Here is a 23799-nt window from a genome sequence, read left to right as displayed (position 1 = left end):
TGGTCAGTTCACCCCGGCGGCGTCCATGCCGCGCAGCTCCTTCTTCAACTCGGCTACCTCGTCGCGGATCCGGGCCGCGAGTTCGAACTGCAACTCCCGGGCGGCGGCAAGCATCTGGTCGTTGAGTTCCTGGATGAGCTGAGCCAGCTCGGCCCGGGCCATCCCCTCCCGGGCCGGCGCGGCACCGACCCGGCCCCGACTGCGGGTCTCCGGGGTCGGCGCCTTGCCCCGGGACATCTGCCGCACCGCGCCGCCGACCCGGGTGGTGGCTCCCTCGGTGTCCTCGGCCTCCCGGTAGATGTCGTCCAGGATGTCGTGGATCTTCTTGCGCAGCGGCTCCGGACTGATCCCGTGCGCCTCGTTGTGCGCCACCTGCTTGGCCCGGCGCCGGTTGGTCTCCTCGATCGCCTCGGCCATGGACGGGGTCATCTTGTCCGCGTACATGTGCACCTGGCCGGAGACGTTCCGGGCGGCCCGGCCGATGGTCTGGATCAGGGACCGACCGCTGCGCAGGAAGCCCTCCTTGTCGGCGTCGAGGATCGCCACCAGCGACACCTCGGGCAGGTCCAGCCCCTCCCGCAGCAGGTTGATCCCGACAAGTACGTCGTAGTCGCCCTTGCGCAGCTCGCGCAGCAGCTCCACCCGGCGCAGCGTGTCGACCTCGGAGTGCAGGTAGCGCACCCGGATGCCGTGCTCCAGCAGATAGTCGGAGAGATCCTCGGCCATCTTCTTGGTCAGCGTGGTGACCAGCACCCGCTCGTCCCGCTCGGTACGCAGCTTAATCTCGTGCATCAGGTCGTCGATCTGCCCCTTGGTGGGCTTCACCACCACCTCCGGGTCGACCAGACCGGTCGGCCGGATCACCTGCTCGACCACCTCGCCCTGGGCCTGCTCCAGCTCCCATGGGCCGGGGGTGGCGGAGAGGAAGACCATCTGGCCGACCCGGTCCAGGAACTCGTCGAAGCGCAGCGGTCGGTTGTCGGCGGCGCTGGGCAACCGGAAGCCGTGGTCGATCAGCATCCGCTTACGCGAGGCGTCGCCCTCGTACATGCCGCCGATCTGCGGGATCGTGACGTGCGACTCGTCGACCACCGTCAGGTAGTCGTCGGGGAAGTAGTCCAGCAGGCAGTGCGGCGCGCTGCCCGGGGACCGGCCGTCGATGTGCATCGAGTAGTTCTCGATGCCGGAGCAGAAGCCGACCTGGCGCATCATCTCCACGTCGTAGCTGGTGCGCATCCGCAGCCGCTGCGCCTCCAGCAGCTTGCCCTGCCGCTCCAGCTCGGCCAGCCGTTCGGCCAGCTCGGCCTCGATGCCGGCGAGCGCCCGCTCCATCCGCTCCGGGCCGGCGGTGTAGTGGGTGGCCGGGAAGATCAGCAGGTGGTCGACCTCCCGGACCACCTCGCCGGTCAGCGGGTGCAGGTAGTAGAGCTTCTCCACCTCGTCGCCGAAGAACTCGATCCGGAGCGCCAGCTCCTCGTACGCCGGAATGATCTCCAGCGTGTCGCCCCGGACCCGGAAGGTGCCCCGGTTGAACGCCATGTCGTTGCGGGTGTACTGCACGTCGACCAGCCGGCGCAGCAGCTTGTCCCGCTCGACCTCCTGGCCGACCTGGATCCGCACCGACCGGTCCAGATATTCCTGCGGGGTGCCCAGGCCGTAGATCGCCGAGACGGTGGCGACCACCACCACGTCGCGGCGGGTCAGCAGGGACATCGTGGTCGCGTGCCGCAGCCGCTCGACCTCCTCGTTGATCGAGGAGTCCTTCTCGATGTAGGTGTCGGTCTGCGGGATGTACGCCTCGGGCTGGTAGTAGTCGTAGTACGAGACGAAGTATTCGACCGCGTTGCGTGGCAGCAGCTCGCTGAACTCCTTGGCGAGCTGGGCGCAGAGTGTCTTGTTCGGCGCCAGCACGAGGGTGGGGCGCTGCAGCCGCTCGATCAGCCAGGCCGCGGTCGCGCTCTTGCCGGTGCCGGTCGCGCCGAGCAGCACCGTGTGCCGCTCGCCCCGGCGGACCCTGCGCTCCAGGTCGTCGATGGCGGCCGGCTGGTCACCCGACGGCTGGAAATCGGAGACCACCTGGAAGCGGCCGTCGAGCCGCGGAATGTCGAGCGCCATGACCTCAACCGTACGCCGATGGTGTGACAGGCTGCCGGGCCACGGTGGGTACACGATCGGCTTCGATACGGTCATTGTGTGGCAAAGATCACCGCGCTACCGTTCTAGGGTAGGCCGCTCGCGGCGGCCGACCGGGTCTGCGACACCAACCGCCACACCGGCTGGGTCGCATCCGGCGCAGGGGTTGCAGCCCCGGCTCAGGCCGGCGAGCGCACCGATGCGGTCGCGCGAGAGCGCAGACCGGCCGCCGCGAGCGCCCTTTGCGTCTCTGCCCGGTCACCCGCTGCCCGCCTCCGCCCGCTCACGACCCCTCCTCCGGCGGTGGCCGCCAACCGCTGCCCGCCGCCCACTCCTCGGCATGGCGGTGCTCCAGATCGAACCAGGGCTCCTTCGCCTCGGCGTAGGCGGCGAGATCCGGGCCGGCCGCCGCCAGCCGCCGCTTCACGGCCAGGTAGTCGGCCCGGCGTTCCGGGTCCACCCGCAGGTGGTCACGCATCAGCAGGGCGAACCGCCAGCCGGGCGAGCCGATCTCCCGGACGTGCAGGTTGACCAGCCGGCCCGGGTCGGCGCTGCCGTGCAGGCGCTTCTCCCACCGCGAGGCCCCGCCCGGATGGCGCGGGTTGTCCCACCACTGCCCGGGACAGCGCGGGAAGCCGGCGTCGGCGAGCCGGTCGGCCAGGGCATCGGCCTCGGCCAGCGACGCGACGCCCAACTGGAGGTCGACGACGTCCTTGGCCGCCAACCCGGGCACCGAGGTCGAGCCGACGTGGTCGACACGTACCTCGGCCGGGGCGACGGCGTGCCGGATCCGGGCTGCCAGCCGCCGGTACTGGGCCGGCCAGCTCGGATCGGGCTCGACCAGGTGGGCCCGGCTCGCCCGTACCGGTCGACGCTCCCGAAGGTTCCGTTCGTACGGCGTCAGCCGGTCCCGCCACAGCGCGTCCACCTCGGCGTGCAGCCCGGCCAGCTCACCGTCGTTGTCCAGCAGTACGTCGGCGGCGGCCGCCCGTAGTTCGTCGCCTGCCTGGGCCCGGATCCGCCGCTCCGCCTGCTCGGCCGTCATGCCACGGCCCCGGACCAGCCGCTCGACCCGGGTCGCCTCGGCGGCCCGTACCACCAGCACCAGGTGGTACGTCGGGGCGAGCCCCACCTCGACCAACAGCGGTACGTCGTTGGCCACGATCGCGTCCGGAGCGGCGCCATGGATCAGTTCGGCGCTGCGCCGGCGTACCCGGGGGTGGATGATCGCCTCCAGCCTGGCCCGCGCCGACGGATCGGCAAAGACGATCTCGCCGAGCACCGCCCGGTCCAGGCTGCCGTCCTCCGTACGCACCCGGTCACCGAACGCGGCCACCACCTCGCGCAGCCCGTCGGTACCGGGCTCCACCACCTCTCGGGCGATCCGGTCGGAGTCGACCACCACCGCACCGAGGCTGGCCAGCCGGGCCGCGACGACGCTCTTCCCCGATCCGATCCCACCGGTGAGTCCAACCTTCAGCACCTGCCCAGTCAACCCGATCGACGGCCACCGGCCAAGATCTTTGGATTCCGCGACCGGTTCGGAGAGGAGAGGAGAGGCGACGCGACGCGACCACCGGGACAAGGGAGGCCGCGGCGAGCAGGGGGCCGCCGGGAAAAGGGAAAGCCCGCTTCCCCGGGCCGGGCGCGCCGGTCCTGGAAGCGGGCTTCCGCCTCGTGTTACCTCGTGTCGACTACTTGCCGCCGGCGAGCTTCTCCCGCAGTGCGGCGAGCGCCTCGTCGGTGGCGAGGGTGCCGGCCGGCTCCTCCGCCTGGCGAGCCGGCGCGGTGCTGGTGGACGAGGTACCGCCACCGCCGCCGCCACCGGTGGCGGCGGTCGCCGCCGCCGGGTTGGCCGCTGCCTCGGCGTCGGCCGCCCGGGAGTTCTGCACCTGCTTGGTGTGCGCCTCCCAGCGGTTGCGGGCCTCGGCGTACTGCTGCTCCCAGGCCTCCCGCTGCTTGTCGAAGCCCTCGAGCCACTCCCCGGTCTCCGGGTCGAAGCCCTCCGGGTAGATGTAGTTGCCCTCGTTGTCGTAGGTCGCCGTCATGCCGTAGAGGGTGGGGTCGAAGTGCTCCTCGCCCTCGACGAAGCCCTCGTTGGCCTGCTTGAGCGAGAGCGAGATCCGCCGCCGCTCCAGGTCGATGTCGATGACCTTGACCATGACGTCCGAGCCGACCTGGACGACCTGCTCCGGGATCTCCACGTGGCGCTCGGCCAGCTCGGAGATGTGCACCAGGCCCTCGATGCCGTCGTCGACCCGGACGAACGCACCGAACGGCACCAGCTTGGTGACCTTACCCGGCACGATCTGCTGGATCGCGTGGGTGCGGGCGAACTGCCGCCACGGGTCCTCCTGGGTCGCCTTCAGCGACAGCGAGACCCGCTCGCGGTCGAGGTCGACGTCCAGCACCTCGACCTCGACCTCCTGGCCGACCTCGACGACCTCGGACGGGTGGTCGATGTGCTTCCAGGAGAGTTCGGAGACGTGCACCAGGCCGTCCACGCCGCCGAGGTCGACGAAGGCGCCGAAGTTGACGATCGAGGAGACGACGCCCTTGCGGACCTGGCCCTTCTGCAGCTTGTTGAGGAACTCGGTACGCACCTCGGACTGGGTCTGCTCCAGCCAGGCCCGGCGGGACAGCACCACGTTGTTGCGGTTCTTGTCCAGCTCAATGATCTTGGCTTCGAGCTCCCGACCGACGTACGGCTGGAGGTCTCGCACCCGACGCATCTCGACCAGGGACGCGGGCAGGAAGCCACGCAGCCCGATGTCCAGGATGAGGCCGCCCTTGACCACCTCGATGACGGAACCGCGGACGACGCCGTCCTCGTCCTTGATCTTCTCGATCGTGCCCCAGGCGCGCTCGTACTGGGCCCGCTTCTTCGAGAGGATCAGCCGCCCCTCCTTGTCCTCCTTCTGGAGGACGAGGGCCTCGATGTGGTCACCGACCGACACCACCTCGGCGGGGTCGACGTCGTGCTTGATCGACAACTCGCGCGAGGGGATGACGCCCTCGGTCTTGTAGCCGATGTCGAGCAGGACCTCGTCCCGATCGACCTTGACGACGGTGCCTTCGACAATGTCGCCGTCGTTGAAGTACTTGATGGTCTCGTCGATCGCGGCGAGGAAAGCTTCCTCGGAACCGAGGTCGTCGACGGTGACCTTGGTGGCGCTCGAGGGGGCCTCGATGCTGCTCGTCATGTGGGCGGTTGCTCCGGTCGGATGGATGTCACAGCAGGTTTGTGTCGCGGTGACCCGTTTACGCCTGCGGATCCGTCGCCGGAGACTCCGGGCGGTCGCTGCGCGGACCGCTGGGAAGTATCCGGCGACCGCGGACCTGCTCCCTGCCGAGGCACACGATCCGCGAGCGCATCGAACAGCTTACCGTGCGCATTACCACAGCATGCAAGCCCTCCCCGCACGTGATGAGATCCGCTGTCCACTGCTCGGGAAGATCGCCCGGATGGCGTAGATTTCCGTGGCCGGGCCCCGGCCGGTAGCGGCGCCGGTGCCGGGCATTAGCGTGGCGGAGTGCCCGAGAACACCCTGACCGACGCGGCGGCCGAGGACGACCCGCCCGCAGTGCTGCGACGTCCGGTCAGCGACGGGGAGAGCCGGTGGGCCAACCGCCGCTGGTGGGACGCGGACGCCGACGACTACCAGGCCGAACACGGCGCCTTCCTGGGCGAGGTGGACTTCGTGTGGTGCCCGGAGGGACTGCGCGAGGCCGAGGCCCGGCTGCTCGGCGAGTTGGCCGGCCGGCGGGTGCTCGAACTCGGCTGCGGCGCCGCCGCGGCGGCCCGCTGGCTGGCCGCCGCGGGCGCCCGGCCGGTCGGGCTCGACCTCTCCGCCGGCATGTTGCGGCACGCCGCGCTCGCCGCCGCCACCTCCGGGGTACGCGTGCCGCTGGTCCAGGCCGACGCCCTCGCACTGCCGTTCCAGGCGGCCAGCTTCGACATCGTCTGTACCGCCTTCGGCGCGATCCCGTTCGTGACGGACTCGGCGGCGGCGCTGCGCGAGGTGTACCGGGTACTCCGTCCCGGCGGCCGGTGGGTGTTCTCGGTCACCCACCCGATGCGGTGGATCTTCCTGGACGACCCGGGTGAGGGCGGGCTGGTCGCCATACACTCCTACTTCGACCGCCGCCCCTACGTGGAGCAGGACCGCACCGGCACACCGACCTACGTCGAACAGCACCGGACCCTCGGCGACCGGGTACGCGAGATCGTCGGCGCCGGCTTCGTACTGCGCGACGTGCTGGAGCCGGAGTGGCCGGACGGGCACGAGCAGGTCTGGGGGCAGTGGAGCCCGCTGCGGGGCCGGCTCTTCCCGGGCACCGCCATCTTCGTCTGCGACAAACCGGACAGCAGGTCCGCCTGACGCCGGCCCGGCTCACTATGCTGACCCCGTGAGCGCCGAGCCGGTAGCCGAGATGCCCGGGCCATGGCAGCCGGACCCGGTCCGGCAGCGCCAGGCCGGCTACACGCTGGAAGACCTGCTACACCTGCCGCCGGACGCCCCCCGGGTCGAACTCGTCGACGGAGTCATCCGCGTGGTCCCCTCCCCCACCCTGGGCCATCAGAACATCGCCGGCCTGCTCTGGTCGTGGTTGCGCGCGCATGTGCCGGCACACCTGCGGGCCGCCCAGGCGGTGGGGGTGGCGCTCGGCACCGACTTCACCCGGGAAGCGGAATACGCGGCGGCCGGCATCGCCTGCTACTGGCGGGTGGAGCAGGACCCGGTCCGGGTGCACGCCTACCGGCTGGCCGACCGGCCCGGGCGCAGCGGCAACCGGGAGTACGAACTGCTCGCCGAGGCCGACGAACTGCTTGAACTGGCCCAGCCGTTCCCGATCAAGCTGGCGGTCGGCGACATCACCCCGTAAGTCCCTTTCCCTCCGGCCGCTCACCGGTTATCGCGCAGAAGCATCGGGTAGGCCGTCGTATGCCGGAGCGAAGGAAGCTACGCAGGGGCGACCGGGTCAGTTGGCGCAGTCACGGTTCGAGCGCGCACGGCACGGTCCAGGAGGAGATCACCGAACGGACGTACGCCGCGAAGCGTACGGTCGCCGCGTCGAAGGAGAATCCGCAGTACCGGGTCCGGACCGACGAAGGTCGGGACGCGGTACACAAACCGGAGGCGCTGCACGATGAGTAGCCGACCGGACGACGGCCGCGAGACCGTTCGGGAGTTCCGGGACGCGGTCAACATGAACCCTGGCGAGTTGAACCGCTGGCTGGCCACCGACGACTCGAAGGCGGCGGGCTGGCGCAGGGGCGGCAGGGGCGGCGAGTCCGTCGGACACGAGTCCGGGCGGCGGATCGTCGACCTGCTACGCAAGCGGGCGAACCAGTTCACCGACCGCGACTTCGCGCACATGCGCAAGGTCGTCGGGTACGTCCGGCGGCACATGGCTCAGCGGCCGGCCGGCGACGTACGCAACACCAGGTGGCGCTACTCGCTGATGAACTGGGGTCACGACCCGCTCAAGGCGCCGCTGCCGGCGGTCGGCGGGCCGTCCCGGAAGGCCAGGCAACGGCACCGGGACGCCGAGCACTCCTCGGGCCGGAACCAGCGCCGCTGAGACGTCGCGACACCGACCGGCGCGACCAGCGGCCGAACACGACCAGCAGCCGACGCCAGCGGGCGGCAGATCAGCGGCCGGCGCGACCAGCAGCCGGCGCGATCAGTGGTCGGCGCGACCAGCAGCCGGCGCGATCAGTGGTCGGCGCTGTTCCAGTCCGAGCCGACGCCGACGGAGACCTCCAGCGGTACGGCCAGCGGGTAGGCGCCGCCCATCTCGCGCCGGACCAGCGCCTCGAGGTCGGCCCGCTCGCCCGGGGCCACCTCGAAGACGAGCTCGTCGTGCACCTGGAGCAGCACCCGGGAGCGCAGGTCGGCGGCGCGCAGCGCGGTGTCGACGTGCAGCATCGCGATCTTGATGATGTCGGCGGCCGAGCCCTGGATCGGGGCGTTCAGCGCCATCCGCTCGGCCATCTCCCGGCGCTGCCGGTTGTCGCTGACCAGGTCGGGCAGGTAGCGCCGCCGGCCAAGGATGGTCTCGGTGTAGCCGTCCAGCACCGCCTTCCTGACCACGGTCTGCAGGTAGTCCCGGACCCCGCCGAAACGGCTGAAGTACTCCTCCATCAGGGCCCGGGCCTCGTCGGCGGCGATGCCGAGCTGCTGGCCGAGACCGAACGCGCTCAGCCCGTACGCCAGGCCGTAGTTCATCGCCTTGATCTTGCGTCGCTGATCCGGGGTCACCTCGGCCAGCGACACCCCGAAGACCGAGGACGCGGTCGCGGCGTGGAAGTCGGCGCCGGAGTTGAAGGCCTCGATCAGCGCCGTGTCGCCGGAGAGGTGCGCCATGATCCGCATCTCGATCTGGCTGTAGTCGGCGGTGAGCAGGCAGTCGTAGCCCTCCCCCACCACGAACGCCCGGCGGATCCGCCGCCCCTCCTCGGTGCGGATCGGGATGTTCTGCAGGTTGGGGTCGGTCGAGGAGAGCCGGCCGGTCGCCGCCACCGTCTGGTGGAAGGTGGTGTGGATCCGGCCGTCGTCGGAGACCGACTTGAGCAGGCCGTCGACTGTCGACTTGAGCCGCGCGACGTCCCGGTGCCGCAGCAGGTGCTCCAGCAGCGGGTGCGGCTGCTGGGCGTAGAGCCACTGCAGCGCGTCGGCGTCGGTGGTGTAGCCCGTCTTGATCTTCTTGGTCTTCGGGAGGTTGAGTTCGGTGAAGAGGATCTCCTGTAGCTGCTTCGGCGAGCCGAGGTTGAACTCCCGCCCGACCACGCCGTACGCCGCCTGGGCCACCGCCTTCACCTCACCGGCGAAGTGCGCCTCCAGCTCGGACAGGTAGTCGGTGTCGGCGGCGATGCCGGTGCGCTCCATCCCGGCCAGTACGTCGACCAGCGGCAGCTCCACCTCGGCGAGGAGCCGGGCCGACTGCTCGCCGTCCCGGGAGAGTTCGACGGCGATCGCCTCGGCGAGATCCAGGGTGGCCCGGGCCCGGAGCATGAGGTTCTGCTCCACCTCACCGTCGTCGCCGAGCCCGTCGAGGGTGAGCTGGCCGGTCTCCGGGGCGTCGGCCCGAAGCTCCCGGTGCAGGTAGCGCAGCGCCAGGTCGGCCAGGTCGTAGGAACGCTGGTCCGGCCGGGCCAGGTAAGCGGCGAGCGCGGTGTCCCGGACGACGCCGCGCAGTGCCCAACCGTGCGCGGCGAACGCCAGCAGGGCCGGCTTGCTGTCGTGCAGCACCTTGGGCCGTTCCGGATCGGCCAGCCAGGCCGCGACCGCGGCCTCGTCGGCCTGCTCCAGGCCGGTCGGGTCGAACCAGCCGGCGGTGCCGCTGCCGGTCGCCAGGGCGAGCCCGGTGAGCGCGCCGGTGCCCCGGCCGAAGGTGCCGGCCACCGCGACGCCGACCGGCGTGCCGGCCCCGGCGTGCTCGGCGAGCCAGCCGGCGACCTCACCGGTGCCGAGAACCTGTCCGGCCAGGTCGAATCCCGCCTCCGCCTCCGGCTCCACCGCTTCCAGGTATTGGTAGAGGCGGTTGCGCAGGATGCTGAACTCAAGGGTGTCGAAAACCTGGTGCACCGCCTCGCGGTCCCAACCCGGCCAGCGGGTGTCCTCCGGCCGCAGCGGCAACTCGAGATCGGACACCAAACAGTTGATCTCGTAGTTCCGGATCACGTCGGCGAGCCGCTCGCGCAGGCTCTCCCCGGCCTTGCCCTTGATCTCGTCGGCCCGGGCCACCACGCCCTCGACGCCGCCGTACAGGTTGATCCACTTGGCGGCGGTCTTCGGGCCGACCCCCGGCACACCCGGCAGGTTGTCACTGCTCTCCCCGACCAGGGCGGCCAGGTCCCGGTATCGCTCCGGGCCGACGCCGTACTTGTCGGTGACCGCCCGCGGGTCCATCCGGGCCAGGTCGGAGACGCCCTTGCGGGGGTAGAGCACGGTGATCCCGTCACCGACGAGCTGGAAGGCGTCCCGGTCACCGGTGCAGATCAGCACCTCCATCCCGGCGTCGCGGGCCTGGCAGGCGAGGGTGGCGATCACGTCGTCCGCCTCGTAGCCGGGCTTCTCCACCACCGGGACGCGCAGCGCCGCGAGGACCTCCTTGACCAGGCTCACCTGGCCCTTGAAGTCGGTTGGGGTCTCGCTGCGACCGGCCTTGTATTCCGCGTATCGGTCGGTCCGGAAGGAGTGGCGGGAGACGTCGAAGGCGACGACGATGTGGGTCGGCCGCTCGTCCCGGAGCACGTTGATCAGCATCGAGGTGAAGCCGAAGACCGCGTTGGTCGGCTGGCCGGTGGTGGTGGAGAAGTTCTCCACCGGGAGGGCGAAGAAGGCCCGATAGGCCAGGGAGTGACCGTCGAGCAGGAGCAGGCGCGGCGTGGAGGCTGTCACGATAGGCGACTCTAGTCGGCGCCACCGACAGACCGGGCATCCGCCGGTCGTACGCCGTCCTGGAACGGCCGGCCCGCGCCCCGACCGGAACCGGCCCGCGCACCAGGAAGCCCCGGTCGCCGGGCGGCCGGGGCTCCGGGTGGCTGGTTCGCCAGCGGTCAGGCGACGCCCAGGTACGCCTCCTTGACCGCCGGGTCGTGCAGCAGCTCCTGCCCGCTGCCCTCCTTGACGATCCGCCCGGTCTCCAGCACGTAGCCGCGGTGCGCCCGGGAGAGCGCCTGCTGGGCGTTCTGCTCCACCAGCAGCACGGTGGTGCCCTGCCGGTTGATCTCGGTGATGATGTCGAAGATCTGCTGGATCACCATCGGTGCCAGACCCATCGACGGCTCGTCCAGCAGCAGCAGCTTCGGCCGGCTCATCAGCGCCCGCCCCACCGCCAGCATCTGCTGCTCACCGCCGGAGAGGGTGCCGCCCTGCTGCTTGCGCCGCTCGGCGAGCCGGGGGAAGAGGCCGAAGACCCGCTCCAGGTCGGCGGCGATGCCGGCGCTGTCCCGCCGGGTGTACGCCCCCATGTCCAGGTTGTCCAGCACCGTCATGCCGGGGAAGATGCCCCGACCCTCCGGCGACTGGCAGATGCCCCGACCGACCCGCAGGTCGGCCCGGAGGTTGGTGACGTCCTCGCCGGCGAACCGGATGCGCCCCTCGGCCACCGGCCGCAGGCCGGAGATGGCCCGCATCGTGGTGGTCTTGCCGGCACCGTTGGCGCCGATCAGGGCCACGACCTCGCCCTCGTCGACGTGCATGGTGATGCCGTGCAGCGCCTCGATCCGGCCGTACCGCAGGGTCAGGTTCTCGATCTCAAGCAGCATCTGCCGGCACTCCCAGGTAAGCCGCGATCACCTTCGGGTCCTCCCGCACCTCGGCGGGCAACCCTTCGGCGATCTTCTTGCCGAACTCGAGTACGACGATCCGGTCGGTGACGCCCATCACCAGCCGCATGTCGTGCTCGATCAGCAGCACCGTGTAACCGAGGTCGCGGATGCGCTGGATGAGCTGGAGCAGCTCCTCCTTCTCCGCCGGGTTGAAGCCGGCGGCCGGCTCGTCCAGGCAGAGCAGCTTCGGCTCGGTGGCGAGCGCCCGGGCGATCTCCAGTCGCCGCTGGTAGCCGTACGGCAGGTTGCGGGCCAGCTCGTTGGCCCGGTCCTCGATGCCGACGAACCGGAGCAGCTCGTGCGCCTTGCGCTCGCCGGCCCGCTCCTCCAGCGTGTGCCGGGAGATGCCGAAGATCTTGGCGCAGGTACGCCGTACCTGCTGCCAGGCCCGGACGAGGTCGTTGTCCGAATCGACGACCGGCAGTTCCTCCGGCTTCGGCCGGATCCGGTAGAGCCGGAACAGCACCCCGGGCACGCTGGTGAAGTGCTGGGAGTCCGTGCCCACCATCACGTTCTCCAGCGCGGTCATCTCGGGGAAGAGCCGGATGTTCTGGAAGGTCCGGGCGATGCCGAGCCGGTTGATCTGGTGCGGCTTGCGACCGCTGACCCGCTGCCCGTCGAAGAGCACCTGTCCGGAGCTGGGACGGTAGACCCCGGTCATCGCGTTGAAGCAGGTGGTCTTGCCGGCCCCGTTCGGTCCGATCAGCCCGAGGATCTCACCCCGGTAGATCTGGAAGCTGACGTCGTCGAGCGCCACCACACCGCCGAAGCGCAGGGTGAGATGGTCGACGTCGACCAGTATCTCCCGCTGCCGCGGGATCGGGCCCTTGACCCTGAGCTCGTCCTCAGGCATTGACGGACGCCTCCTTCCTGCGGTCCTGCAGCTCGCGGCTGCGCCGGCGGCTGGGGATCAGACCCTGCGGCCGGAGCAGCATGATCAGCACCAGTGCCGCGCCGAAGACCAGGTAGCGGTACTCGGCGAAGTCCCGGAACCGCTCCGGCAGGTACGCCACCAGGAACGCGCCGAGCGCCACCCCGGCTGTGTTGCCGGCACCGCCGACGACCACCATCGCGACGAAGAGGATCGAGAGCAGTGCGTTGAACTGGTTGGGTTCGATGAACGCGTTACGGCTGGCGTACAGGAATCCGGACATGCCGCCGAGCGCGGCGCCCATGGCGAACGCCCAGAGCTTGTACTTGAAGCCGTAGACGCCCATCACCGCGGCCGCGTCCTCGTCCTCGCGGATCGCCACCCAGGCCCGGCCGACCCGGCTGTTCTCCAGCCCGCGCACCACGAAGACCATCGCGATGACCACGGTGAGCGCCAGCCAGTACCACGGCTTGACATCGATCAGGCCGAAGATCTTGTTGTCCGGGGAGGGCTCACCCTGCGGACCCGGAATCTCCGCGATACCCTGCGGGCCGCCGGTCCAGTCGACGTTGCGGGCAATGATCCGGATGATCTCGCCGAAGCCGAGGGTGACGATGGCCAGGTAGTCGCCGCGCAGTCGCAGCGTCGGCCAGCCGAGGATCACCCCGGAGATCATCGTCAGCGTGATCGCCAGCGGGATGCAGATCGCCCAGGCCACCGACCAGTTCTCGGAGAGCCCGAACTGGCTCTGCAGCGCCTTCACCACCGGCGACTGCTTCGAGCCGAACAATGCGACGGAGTACGCGCCGATGGCGTAGAAGCCGACGTACCCGAGGTCGAGCAGGCCGGCCAGGCCGACCACCACGTTCAGTCCGATCGCGATGAGGACGTAGATGGCGCAGGTGAAGAGCACACCGGCCCAGTTGTTGCCGTTCTCGATCGAGTCGGTACGCAGCCAGATGAGCCCGGGGATGCCGAGCAGCGGCAGGTAGTAGAGGAAGGCCACGAAGGCCAGGAAGGCCAGGACCCGCTGCCATTTGGGCATCGCGCGGAACCGGTCACCGATCTGGCCGGTCGCGCCGCTCACCCGACCCGTCAGGTTCCGGATGGTGTCGGTCATGCCCGTGCCCTCCCCAACGACTCTCCGAGCAGGCCGGTCGGCCGGAACAGCAGCACGACGACCAGGATCACGAACGCGGCGACGTCCTCCCAGTTGGAGGAGGTGAGGGTGGCCGCGTACACCTCGACCACGCCCAGCAGCAGGCCGCCGAGCAGGGCGCCGCGCAGGTTGCCGATGCCACCGAGCACCGCGGCGGTGAACGCCTTGAGGCCGAGCAGGAAGCCGACGTTGAACCGGGTGTTGCCGTACCGGATGCTGTAGAGCAGCGCCGCCGCGCCGGCCAGCACGCCGCCGACCAGGAAGATCAGCAGGATCACCCGGTCCTTGTTGACACCCATCAGCGCGGCGGTGTCCGGGTTCTGCGCGACCGCACGCACGCCTCGACCGTACCGGGTGCGGTTGATGAACTGGTCGAGCGCGGCCATCATCAGCAACGCGGCGACCACGGTGATCACCTGGGTGTTGGTGATCCGCGTGTTGCCGATCGTCAGCCAGACCTCCTGCACGATGACGGTCGGCATGCCTTTGACGATGCGGCCCTGCCAGACGCCGAACGCCTCGGAGATGACCAGCGACAGGCCGATCGCGGTGATCAGGAAGATCAGTGGTGGGGCGTTCATCCGTCGGAGCCGGCGGTAGGCCACCAGTTCCACGGCGACGGCGGTGGCGCCGGACGCCAACGCTCCGGCCGCCAGGCCGGCGAGGACCAGCAGGAGGATCATGCCGAGCGACGGCCCGTCGGTGGCGCCGAGCAGGCCCCAGACGCCGAGGACCGCGAAGGTGCCCACCATGAAGACCTCGGAGTGGGCAAAGTTGATCAGCCGAAGCACGCCGTAGACGAGGGTGTAGCCGAGCGCCACGAGCGCATAGATCGAGCCCTTTGCCAAACCGTCGACGGTGTGCTGGCCAAGATGCCCGAAGAGTTCATCGAAGTTCACGAAGTCTCCCTTGTACACCGAGTGCGGCCGGGGGATCCCCCCGGCCGCACCACGGTTGCTGGCTCAGCTGAGCTTGATCTCCTGCTGGGCCACGATCTGACCGCCCTTGACCTCGTACGCCCAGATCACCACGCGCGACCGGTCCACGTCACCGCTGGCGTCGAACTTGAGGTACTTCGAGACGCCCTGCTTGTCGTAGCCGCGGACCCACTCGATCATTTCGGCGCGGGAGCGCTTGCCGGCCGCGTAACCGTCGAGGAGGATCTTCGCGCCGTCGTAGCCCTCAGCACCGTAGGAGCCCGGGGGAATGCCGTACTCCTTCTCGTAGTCGGCGGAGAAGGTGCCGCCGGCCTTGTCGGCCGGGAGGCAGGGGCAGGTCACGATCGCGCCCTCGGCGGCGGACTGGCCGGCACCCGCCGGGAACTGGGGGTCGTAGAGACCGTCGAAGCCGAGGAACTTGGCGGTCACGCCCGCGGCCCGAGCCTGCTTGAGCAGCGGCGCGGCCTCGTTGGTGTAGCCGGCGTACGCGATCACGTCCGGGTTCGCCGACTTGATCTTCGAGATGGTGGCGTCGAAGTTCTGCTGGTCCGTCTGGACCCGGTCCTCGGCCACGACCAGCGGGCCGAGGCCCTTCTTCACCTCGTTGATGATGCCCGCGCCGTAGGTCTGGCCGTCGTCGATCGCGAAGACCTTCTTGGCCGCAAGCACGTCACGGATGTAGGTGACGGCGGCGCCGCCCTGGGTGCTGTCGTTGCCGACGACCCGGAAGAAGCTCTTGTTGCCCAGCGTGGTCAGCTCGGCGGCGGTGGCCGAGGGGCTGACCATGACCAGACCGGCCGCCTCGTAGGTGCCCATCGTCGCCTTGGTCTCGGCCGAGAAGTGGCCGCCGATCACGGAGGTGAAGGACGAGTCCTGGGCGACCTGGCTGGCGATCGGGGTCGCCTGGTCGGCGTTGCCCTGGGTGTCGAACTCCTGAAGCGTCACCTGGCAGTCGGGGTTCGCCGCGTTGTGCTCCTTGACGGCCAGCTTGGCGCCGTTCAGCGACGGGATCACCAGGCCGGCGTTCGGACCGGTGAAGGCGCCGAAGATGGCGATCTTGCCACACTGCTTGTCGTCGCCCCCTGCGGTGCTGCCGCCGCTGTCCTGGCAACCCGCTGCGGCGAGCATCGCCACCACCGCCACCGCGGCGGTACCGACGGCCCGTACATTCTTTCGCCTCACGGCTTTTGACCTCCTCCAGATGCAGGACGCGGCATCGGTGACGACAATGCGCGCACACCGCCGTCGCCCGACAACAACCGCACACCTGCGCTACGGCTCGTGATGGCGCAGCGTACTGGAGGCATAATCCGTCCCGGAAGACCAAAAGGGTGGGCTTGCCAAACCGTTACGAACAAGAGTGCAACCAGCCCGGGCGCCGTAACATCCAATGGCCCGAGCACCCCTTATCCGATCGTCACCACCGGTTCCGACCACCACAGCCGGCTCTGCTCCCCGTCGTCCACCACGAGCACCAGACGGCGTTCGTCCCCTCGCAGCACCACGTCCTGATAGACCCCGGCCGGCATCGCCACCGGCGACGACACGGCCCGCCAGGTCACCCCACCGTCATCAGATGACCACAGAGCGTGTTTGATCCCGTCGGAGGTGGCGACCAGCAGGCGACCACCGGCCACCGTGAGCGACCGGATCCGGGGAATGCCGTTCCGGTCGGCCGCGCCGAACCGCCCCACCGCGACCCAACCGGCGGACCCGCCGTCACCGGCCGACGAGGAGGCGCCCGGACCACCCGGCCCGGCGGTCGGAGCGGTCGGGTCGCCCGGGCCAACCGGCCCGGTGGTCGGAGCGGTCGGAGTGGTCGCACCGGCTCCGCGCCAGGCGCCGAAACCGGCGCCGCGCAGCCCGACCGCCACCGGCGTGCCGTCCAGCAGCACCACCCGCTGGAGTTCCTCGTACTCGGCGGTGGCCGGCGGTTCGAGTCGCCGCCAGCCCAGCCCGTCCGACGAGGTCCAGGCGAGCGGATCCCGGTCGGTACGCCCGGCGCGGACGATCCCGCCGACCAGCAGCCATCCGGACGGGGTGGCAACCCCGTCGAACGCCCACGTCTCGCCCCGGGCGTCACTGGCCAGTCCCGGGGCCGCCTCGACGATGTCGAAGCGGCCGGCGTCCGCGGACCGCCAGACGGCGGCGCCGCTCATCCGGTTGCCGGCGATCAGGAAGCCGCCCGGACCCGCCGACACCCGGGCCACGTCCACCGCCTGCGGCCCGCCGTACAGCTCGAACGGCGCGGTCACCTCGACCAGGGAGCCGTCGGAGGCCAGGTGCCACGTGCCGACCCTCGGGTTCGCGTGCGCGCCGCCCCGCTTCGCCCCGATCACCGCGACCCGGCCGTCCCGGCAGGCGACGGAGTAGAGCAGTGCGCGTTGCCCGTAGTAGGTCCGGGGCGTCAGCCGCAGCGGCGTCCAGGACAGGCCGTCGGCGCTGGTCCAGGCGGCCGGCCGGGTGTCGCCGTCCCGGACGCCCTCGGCCGGGGTGGCGAACGCGCCGACCGCGTACCAGCGACCGGCACAGGTCGCGACGTCGCGGACCACCAGCCGTCCGGTGGCGCCGGCCGGGGCCGGCAGGCTCAGCGGCTGCCACTCCGGCCGGACCGTCCGGTCGGGCTCCGGCGAGTCACAGCCGGCGAGCAGTGGCACCGCCAGCAGACCGGCGAGGAGGCGACGGCATCCCGGGGGGCCGAGCCGGCCCAAGCGCGACATGGCCCGATCCTAGGCACCGGGCGCCCGCCGGACCGGCCCGGTCAGCCGGCCTCGGTCGGCTGTTCGGCGTCGGTCCCCTCGGCCAGGATCCGCTCGGCGACCTCGCGCATCGTCATCCGGTGGTCCATCGCGGTGCGCTGGATCCACTTGAACGCCTGCGGCTCGGTCATCCCGTACGTCGTCATCAGGGCGCCCTTGGCCCGCTCCACCGTCTTGCGGATCTCCAGACGGTCGGTCAGGCCGGCCACCTCGGCCTCCAGGGCGGCGATCTCCGAGTAGCGGGACAGCGCGATCTCGATCGCCGGCACCAGGTCGCTCTTCTGGAAGGGCTTGACCAGGTACGCCATCGCACCGGCCGCCCTGGCCCGCTCGACAAGGTCACGCTGACTGAAAGCGGTCAGGATGACGACCGGGGCGATCCGACCGCCGGCGATCCGCTCCGCCGCGGCCAGCCCGTCCATGATCGGCATCTTGATGTCGAGGATGACGAGGTCGGGCTTCAACTCCTCGGCGAGGCGCACCGCGGTCTCGCCGTCGCCCGCCTCCCCCACCACGTCGTAGCCCTCCTCGACCAGCATCTCGGCCAGGTCCAGCCGGATGAGCGCCTCGTCCTCGGCGATCAACACCCGCCTACGCTCGGCACCAGCCTGAATGTCGGCCACGAGCCCCTACCCCCAACTACGTTTCCGACACCTGCCCAGCCGGGTGTCGCCGTCCTCAGCGTAGTGGGTAGTCTTATCGACGCCAGGCCCCTGTAGCCCAACCGGCAGAGGCGCGATTCTCAAAAGATCGACAGTGTGGGTTCGAATCCCACCGGGGGCACTCAGAACCACCCGAGGCACTCAGAAGGTTCCACCCAGCGTTGCCGAACGCGCCGGGCGTTCACTGCTCGATCCTCGTCGGAGACGCCGTGGCCGCGTACGCCGCCAACATGTCGGCCACCTCCCCGGGACGGCTGAGTGCCACGCAGTGGCTGCCCGCGATCTCGTCGGGGACGATACCCAGACGCTCGGGCACCAGTCGGCGGAAGAAGTCGGGCGGGAAGAAGCGGTCCTGCCTGCAGAGCACGAACCTGGTCGGCACGTTCGGCCACGCGTCCAACGGCCACGGTGCGGCCGTCGCGGCCGGCGATGGATGGTCGCGCTCCCTGCTCATCGCCTCCTCGGCGAGTTCTCGCGGTACGTCGTGGTAGAAGCTCACGTAAGGATCGGCGTTGCCGGTCACACCATCGTCACGCTTGGCCTGCTCCTGCACCGCGGCCTGGTAGCCGGTGTTGGCCCACCATTCGTCGGGCGGCTCGCCCGGCGACGGGATCATGCCGGCCAGCAGGACCAGCATGTCGACGGGAAGCCGGTCGGCGACCAGGGTGGCGGTGAAGGCACCGAAGGAGTGGCCTACCACGACCAGGTTCCGCTTCCCACCAACAGCCTCGACTACGGCGTCGGCGTAGTCGACCAGGGTCTTCGACTCGTCGTCGCCCGGAAGGTCGGGAGCCAGCACGGGGTGCCCACGCGCCCGTAGCTCGGCCTTCACCAGGTGCCACGACCATCCGACGTCTCCCGCGCCGTGGATCAACACGAAGGTACTCATCGCCCACCCCCCGGGGGTGCTCGTCGCTACTCGGTACTCATTGAACCTTTTTCAACCTCCCCTTGCGGTCCGTCGGAGCGCAAGGTCGGGCGCACCCACTCCCCCTGGCAGCCCGAGCGATCGAGATCGCCATCGACGTCGCGGCCGACCTGGCCAGGCAGATGTGACACTCCCGCCACCGCCCGGCCGTCCAGGCACCGCTACCGCGCCGCGAAGCCGCTCGCCAGCCGGGCCAGCACCCGGGTGACGACGCTCACCTCGGCCAGCGGCACGAACTCGTCCACCGCGTGCGCGTGCTCCACCGAACCCGGTCCATAAAGGACGGTAGGGATACCACGGGCCGTGTACTGGCGCATGTCGGTCCCGTACGGCACCCCCGCCAGCCGGGCCGGGACACCGGTCACCGCGCTGATCGCCGCTTGCGCCATCGCCGTGAGTGGATCGTCGATCGGCGTCTCGGCCGGCGCGAACTGCCCACCGGTCCAGGTCACCTCCGGTGCCGGCCCGTCACCGTCGGCCGCGGCCCGTACCACCCGCTCGAATTCGGCGCGCGCCTCGGCGACGGTGCGGCCGACCGGCACGCCGAGCCGACCTTCGCAGATCAGTTCGTCCGGCACCGTCGACGACCAGTCGCCGGCCTGGATCCGGCCGACGCTCAGCGGATAGGGCAGGGCCACCCGGCCCATCAGCGGGTGCGTCACGTCCCGGTTGAGCCGTTCCTCCAGCTCCGCCAGCGCCGCGTGCACCGGCAGGTAGCGGTCCACCGAGCTGACCCCCTCCAGCCGGTGGGAGGCGTGCGCGGCCCGACCGGTGATCCGCATCCGCCAGGTGAGCGCGCCCGCGGTCGTGCAGACCAGCGCCCCGGCGGTCGGTTCCGGGATGACACAGCCGGCGTACCCGGCGTCCCGGCGCAGCGTGGCGAACGCGCCGACGCCGCCGTCCTCCTCGCCGGCCACCGCGTGCAGTACCACGTCACCGGGCGGGCCACCGAGCGCGTGAACGGCGGCCAGCGCGTGCAGCGCCGCCACCACGCCACCCTTCATGTCGGCGGCACCCCGCCCGTACAGCCGGCCGTCCGAGACCCGCGGGCGAAACGGCGGGTGCGACCACGGCGCGGTGCCCGGCGGCACCACGTCGACGTGGCCGTTGAACACCAGCCGGGGCGCGTCCGGGTGCCGACCGGGCGCGGTGACGGTCAGGGTGTGCAGGCTGTCGCGTTCCACCTCCTCGCCCGGATAGCCGGGCGCGCGGCGCAACTCGGCCAGGTCCTCGGCGCGCAGGTCCACCCGCAGGCCCATCCGGTCGGCCAGGTCCGCCACCAGTCGCAGTGCCGCGTCCTCCGCCCCGCCGAGGCTCGGGCAGGCGACCAGCCTGCCGAGGTCGCCGACCACGCCGTCGTCGTCGATCGCGGCGTCCAGTTCGTCCCATCCGGTCACGCTGCCTCCTCACCACCGCCCCCAGGCGGCCAACCTACCGCCGTGCGAGGTCCCCGATCGGGGTGAGCAGCCGGCCGTCCTCGGTGAACTCGACCCGGGCACCGCCTCCGCCGATGGCGAAGACCAACCCGTGCACCGGGGTCAGGTCGACGACGTCACCCTCGACGAGCAGCAGCGTCAGCCGGCCGTCGCCGCCGCGCCGTACCTCCGCCTCCAGCGGGCCGAGCCGGTAGTCACCGGTGAGGCCGTCCAGTACCGCGTCGGTCAGGTGGGCGGTCTCCGGTACCCGGGTGAACCGGACCGCCTCGACCGCCGGCTCCGCCGCCAGGAGGGCGGCACTGACGTCGCCGTGCACGTCGTGCTGGAACTGCACCGGCAGCAGCGTGCACTCCCCGCCCAGGTGCAGCACCAGGTTGAACACCTCCAGGTGCCGGTGCGTCAGCGGGCCGGCCAGCCCCCGGTAGGTGGCGGCCAGGCCGTTGCCGTCGGCGGTCACGGTCAGCTTCCCGTACCCGGGGTGCCGGTAGTCGCCGACGTAGTCGGTCAGCGGCCGGACCGGTGGCAGGCCGGGCCGGGGCGCCGCGGTGCGCTCCCGGGCCTGGACCCGGCCCCGGTCGAGCGCGGTCTGCCGGGCCAGCGCCGTTTCGCCGTGCGGCCGGGGCGGCAGGTCGAGCAGCCGGTCGTAGATCAGGCACGGCAGCGCGTCGCGCAGCGCCGAACCGTCCCGGTTGGTCAGCACCACGACCCCGCAGCCGGCCTCCGGAATCGTGCTGACCTGGCTGGCGAAGCCGTCGATGTTGCCGCCGTGGTGGGTCAGCCGGTGGCCGCGGTAGTCCTCCACGATCAGCCCCAGGCCGTAGCCGACGGGCCGGCCGACCGCGAGCGAGGAGCGGTCCGGCAGCGGTACCGCCGGGGTGCGCATCCGGGCCAGCGCGCTCGGCGGCAGCAGCGGATCATGTCCGTCGACGCGGGTGCCGAGCAGGGTCGGCAGCCACCGGGCGAGGTCGGTCAGGCAGGAGTTGAGGCCGCCGGCCGGAGCGATCAGGTCCAGCCGGGTGTACGGCACCGGCCCGAGCGGTCCGTCCGGCCCGGCTGTCGCGTACGGCTGGGCGGCGTCCTCGTCGGCGGCCAGGTCATCGATGGCGAACGTGCTCCGGTGCATGCCCAACGGATCGAGTAGCAACTCGCGTACCGCCGCCTCGTAGGACCGGCCGGCCGCCCGCGCGGCCGCCTCCCCGGCGGCGGCGTAGAGCAGGTTGTTGTACCGCCACGCGTGGCGCAGCCCGCCGGCCGGGTCCAGGTGACGTAACGCGGCCAGCATGTCGACGCGGCCGGCCTCCTCCCGGGCGGCGTACCAGAGGATGTCGTGGCGGGGCAGGCCGGACCGGTGACTGAGCAGGTCGGCGAGGGTGACCTGGGCGGTGGCGATCTGGTCGTGCAGCCGGAAGTCGGGCAGGTGGTCGCGCACCGGCTGGTCCCAGGAGAGCAGGCCCCGGTCGACCAGCAGCGCGCAGAGCGCCGCGGTGAAGGTCTTCGTCGCCGAGGCGATCGGGAACAGGGTGTCCGGCGTGACCGGCCGGCGGCTCGCCAGGTCGCGGACGCCGAAGCCGGCGTTGAGCACGACCCGGCCGCCCGCCACCACCAGTACGGCGCAGCCCGGCACCCCGAACCGGGCCCGCTCGGCCTCGACCAGCTCGGACAGCTCGGCAGGCAGCCCCGGCGGCACCCGGACGGCGCCGCGCGGATCGCCGGTCGTCCCGCGCCGCTCCGCTCCCAGATCGCTGCTCATGGTCTCACCCCAACCCACCGGTGGGTCCCGGCGCATCGTCGTTGCCGACGAGAGTACGGCGACCGGTTAGGCCGACCCGACGATGAGACCGGCCGGCCCCGGCGCCACGCTGACCGGATGAGTCTTTCCTGGGTGGTGCGCGGCGGGACCGTCTACGACGGCACCGGCGCGCCGGGGATTCCCGCCGACGTGCTGGTGGCCGACGACAAGGTGGTCGGTGTCGGGTCGGCGCCCGCCGAGCACGGCGGGCGGGTGCTGGACGTGACCGGTCTGGCCGTGGTCCCGGGATTCATCAACGTGCTCAGCCACGCCTGGGCGGCGATGCGGATCGACGGGCGGGCCGAGTCGGAGCTGCGGCAGGGTGTCACGACCGAGGTGTTCGGCGAGGCCGATTCGCCCGGCCCGGCCGACGCCCGGTACGGCGAGTACCTGCGGGACGTCTACGAGACGACCCTGTCGGCGGAGTTTCCCCGGCTCGGCGACGGGCTGGACGCCATCGTCCGCGGCGGTGTCGCGCCGAACGTCGCCAGCTTCGTCGGCGGCGCCAACCTGCGCTATCTCGGTGCCGGCTTCGCGGACCGCCCGCTGACCGCCGCCGAGCTCGACCGGGTACGTGGGGCGCTGGCCGAGGAGTTGCAGGACGGTGCCCTCGGCGTCGGCACCGCGCTGATCTACCCACCCGGCCGGTTCGCCGACACCGACGAGTTGGCCGCGCTCTGCGAGGTGATCGCCGCCCACGACGGGCTGTACATCTCGCACCTGCGCAGCGAGGGCGACCGGCTGCTGGAGGCACTCGACGAGTTGGTGACGCTGACCGGACGGACCGGGGTGCGCGCCGAGGTGTACCACCTCAAGGCCGCAGGCCGGGCGAACTGGCCGAAGATGCGTTCGGCGATCGAGCGGATCCAGGCGGCCCGGGACGCCGGCCGGCGGGTCAGCGCGAACATGTACCCGTACGAGGCGGGTGGCAACCCGCTCGGCTCGTGCATCCCGCCCCGGTTCCACGAGGGCGGACCGGCCGCGCTCGCCGAGCGGCTGGCCGATCCCGGGCAGCGGGCGGAGATGGCGGCGGAGATGCGGGCGCCGTCCAGGGACTTCGAGAACCTCTTCCTCGCCGCCGGTGGCGGTGCCGGCGTGCTGATCCTGCGCGACCTCTGCGACGGTACGCCGGCGAAGGGCCGCCGGTTGTCCGAGGTCGCCGCCACGTTCGGGCTCGGCGACGCCGAGGCGCTGCTGGAGATCATCGCCCGTGACCCGTGGATCCCGGCGGTGCTGTTCTTCGTCGACCCGGCGAACATCGAGCTCGGGCTGCGCCAGCCCTGGGTGTCGATCGGCTCGGACGCCTCGGCGCACCCGGCGGTGCCGCCGTGGTCGGAGCAGGCCACCCATCCGCGAACATACGGTACGTTCGCCCGGGTCCTCGGGTACTACTGCCGGGAGCGGAGGCTGTTCGACCTCGCCACCGCGGTCCACCGGATGACCGGGCTGCCCGCCGAGACGCTGCGGCTGCCCGGCCGGGGCCGGATCGCCGTCGGCGGCTACGCCGACCTCGCCGTGCTCGACCCGGCGACCGTCCTCGATGCCGCCACCTGGGACGACCCGCACCGGTACGCGACCGGCGTGCGGCATGTGATGGTCAACGGTGTGCTGGCCCTGCGCAGCGGTGAACCGACCGGGGCCCTGCCGGGCCGCCGCCTGCGTCGCGGCGTGGCCTGACACCGACCCCGGGGGGTGCCGATCGGCCGACCTCCTCCTCGGTCCCACCACCGTTCGCCGGCCGGGGTGCCGGATCGGCTGGACGGGCCGGGCCGATGGAAGAGGGA

The 23799-nt window shown here is 71.2% G+C and carries 19 protein-coding genes and 1 tRNA gene; 6 read left to right on the top strand and 14 right to left on the bottom strand.

Going from position 1 to position 23799, the window contains the following annotated elements; all coding sequences use genetic code 11:
• Nucleotides 1–3: 3 nt before the first annotated feature.
• From uvrB to rpsA, 3 genes are all read right to left on the bottom strand, one after another.
• Complete coding sequence (uvrB, locus tag ABNF97_RS23480) at nt 4–2115, bottom strand: excinuclease ABC subunit UvrB (protein WP_130460561.1); 2112 nt, start codon at nt 2113–2115, stop codon at nt 4–6.
• A 301-nt stretch (nt 2116–2416) separates the two neighbouring features.
• The gene (coaE, locus tag ABNF97_RS23475; RefSeq protein WP_130460562.1) at nt 2417–3616 is read right to left on the bottom strand and encodes a dephospho-CoA kinase; all 1200 of its coding nucleotides are present in this window, start codon (nt 3614–3616) and stop codon (nt 2417–2419) included.
• A gap of 211 nt (nt 3617–3827) precedes the next feature.
• Nucleotides 3828–5336: a 30S ribosomal protein S1 gene (gene rpsA / locus ABNF97_RS23470; protein ID WP_130460563.1), complete on the bottom strand. Its 1509-nt coding sequence runs from the start codon at nt 5334–5336 to the stop codon at nt 3828–3830.
• 330 nt (nt 5337–5666) lie between these two features.
• Between rpsA and ABNF97_RS23465 the strand changes: the two genes are divergently transcribed.
• The 4 genes from ABNF97_RS23465 to ABNF97_RS23450 are packed head-to-tail and all read left to right on the top strand — an operon-like array spanning nt 5667 to nt 7719.
• On the top strand, nt 5667–6515 hold the full coding sequence (locus tag ABNF97_RS23465; protein ID WP_349339813.1) for a class I SAM-dependent methyltransferase: 849 nt from the start codon (nt 5667–5669) through the stop codon (nt 6513–6515).
• Nucleotides 6516–6543: 28 nt separating this feature from the next.
• The gene (locus tag ABNF97_RS23460) at nt 6544–7020 is read left to right on the top strand and encodes a Uma2 family endonuclease (RefSeq protein ID WP_349339812.1); all 477 of its coding nucleotides are present in this window, start codon (nt 6544–6546) and stop codon (nt 7018–7020) included.
• 59 nt (nt 7021–7079) lie between these two features.
• Nucleotides 7080–7292 carry an HVA1 family protein gene (locus tag ABNF97_RS23455; RefSeq protein ID WP_130460565.1) on the top strand — a complete coding sequence of 71 codons (213 nt, stop codon included), beginning with the start codon at nt 7080–7082 and terminating at the stop codon, nt 7290–7292.
• Nucleotides 7285–7719 carry a DUF3140 domain-containing protein gene (locus tag ABNF97_RS23450; protein ID WP_130460566.1) on the top strand — a complete coding sequence of 145 codons (435 nt, stop codon included), beginning with the start codon at nt 7285–7287 and terminating at the stop codon, nt 7717–7719. Before ABNF97_RS23455 ends, ABNF97_RS23450 begins: the two co-directional genes overlap by 8 nt.
• A 134-nt stretch (nt 7720–7853) precedes the next feature.
• Here ABNF97_RS23450 and polA read toward each other — a convergent pair whose 3' ends face one another.
• The 8 genes from polA to ABNF97_RS23410 form a co-directional block, all read right to left on the bottom strand.
• Nucleotides 7854–10541 (bottom strand): DNA polymerase I, encoded by a 2688-nt coding sequence (gene polA / locus ABNF97_RS23445; RefSeq protein WP_130460567.1) that lies wholly within the window; start codon nt 10539–10541, stop codon nt 7854–7856.
• Nucleotides 10542–10699: 158 nt separating this feature from the next.
• Nucleotides 10700–11410 carry an ATP-binding cassette domain-containing protein gene (locus ABNF97_RS23440; RefSeq protein WP_130460568.1) on the bottom strand — a complete coding sequence of 237 codons (711 nt, stop codon included), beginning with the start codon at nt 11408–11410 and terminating at the stop codon, nt 10700–10702.
• Entirely contained in the window at nt 11400–12326 is a 927-nt protein-coding gene (locus ABNF97_RS23435) for an ATP-binding cassette domain-containing protein (protein ID WP_130460569.1), read from the bottom strand. The genes ABNF97_RS23440 and ABNF97_RS23435 overlap by 11 nt, the downstream gene beginning before the upstream one ends.
• Entirely contained in the window at nt 12319–13464 is a 1146-nt protein-coding gene (locus tag ABNF97_RS23430; protein ID WP_130460570.1) for an ABC transporter permease subunit, read from the bottom strand. The genes ABNF97_RS23435 and ABNF97_RS23430 overlap by 8 nt, the downstream gene beginning before the upstream one ends.
• Entirely contained in the window at nt 13461–14402 is a 942-nt protein-coding gene (locus ABNF97_RS23425) for an ABC transporter permease subunit (protein ID WP_130460571.1), read from the bottom strand. Before ABNF97_RS23425 ends, ABNF97_RS23430 begins: the two co-directional genes overlap by 4 nt.
• Nucleotides 14403–14465: 63 nt before the next feature.
• Nucleotides 14466–15623, bottom strand: a complete 1158-nt coding sequence (locus tag ABNF97_RS23420) for an ABC transporter substrate-binding protein (protein WP_130460572.1) — start codon at nt 15621–15623, stop codon at nt 14466–14468.
• Nucleotides 15624–15847: 224 nt separating this feature from the next.
• A complete protein-coding gene (locus tag ABNF97_RS23415; protein ID WP_349339811.1) occupies nt 15848–17161 on the bottom strand; it encodes a hypothetical protein in 1314 nt (437 codons plus the stop codon).
• A gap of 41 nt (nt 17162–17202) precedes the next feature.
• Nucleotides 17203–17823, bottom strand: coding sequence for a response regulator (locus tag ABNF97_RS23410; RefSeq protein WP_130460574.1), 621 nt, complete (start codon nt 17821–17823; stop codon nt 17203–17205).
• Nucleotides 17824–17909: 86 nt separating this feature from the next.
• Between ABNF97_RS23410 and ABNF97_RS23405 the strand changes: the two genes are divergently transcribed.
• Nucleotides 17910–17983: transfer RNA gene (locus ABNF97_RS23405), tRNA-Leu, on the top strand.
• Between the two features lie 60 nt (nt 17984–18043).
• On the opposite strand, the gene ABNF97_RS23400 is transcribed toward ABNF97_RS23405, so the two are convergent.
• From ABNF97_RS23400 to ABNF97_RS23390, 3 genes are all read right to left on the bottom strand, one after another.
• Complete coding sequence (locus ABNF97_RS23400; RefSeq protein ID WP_349339810.1) at nt 18044–18751, bottom strand: alpha/beta hydrolase; 708 nt, start codon at nt 18749–18751, stop codon at nt 18044–18046.
• A 200-nt stretch (nt 18752–18951) separates the two neighbouring features.
• A complete protein-coding gene (locus ABNF97_RS23395; RefSeq protein WP_207230379.1) occupies nt 18952–20187 on the bottom strand; it encodes an ArgE/DapE family deacylase in 1236 nt (411 codons plus the stop codon).
• 34 nt (nt 20188–20221) lie between these two features.
• On the bottom strand, nt 20222–21976 hold the full coding sequence (locus tag ABNF97_RS23390; protein WP_349339809.1) for a serine hydrolase: 1755 nt from the start codon (nt 21974–21976) through the stop codon (nt 20222–20224).
• A gap of 117 nt (nt 21977–22093) precedes the next feature.
• Between ABNF97_RS23390 and ABNF97_RS23385 the strand changes: the two genes are divergently transcribed.
• Nucleotides 22094–23692 (top strand): N-acyl-D-amino-acid deacylase family protein, encoded by a 1599-nt coding sequence (locus ABNF97_RS23385; RefSeq protein WP_349339808.1) that lies wholly within the window; start codon nt 22094–22096, stop codon nt 23690–23692.
• Nucleotides 23693–23799 lie beyond the last annotated feature (107 nt).

Source organism: Plantactinospora sp. B6F1 (genome assembly GCF_040120695.1).
GTDB lineage: Bacteria > Actinomycetota > Actinomycetes > Mycobacteriales > Micromonosporaceae > Plantactinospora.
This window is presented reverse-complemented; position numbering and strand designations above follow the sequence as displayed.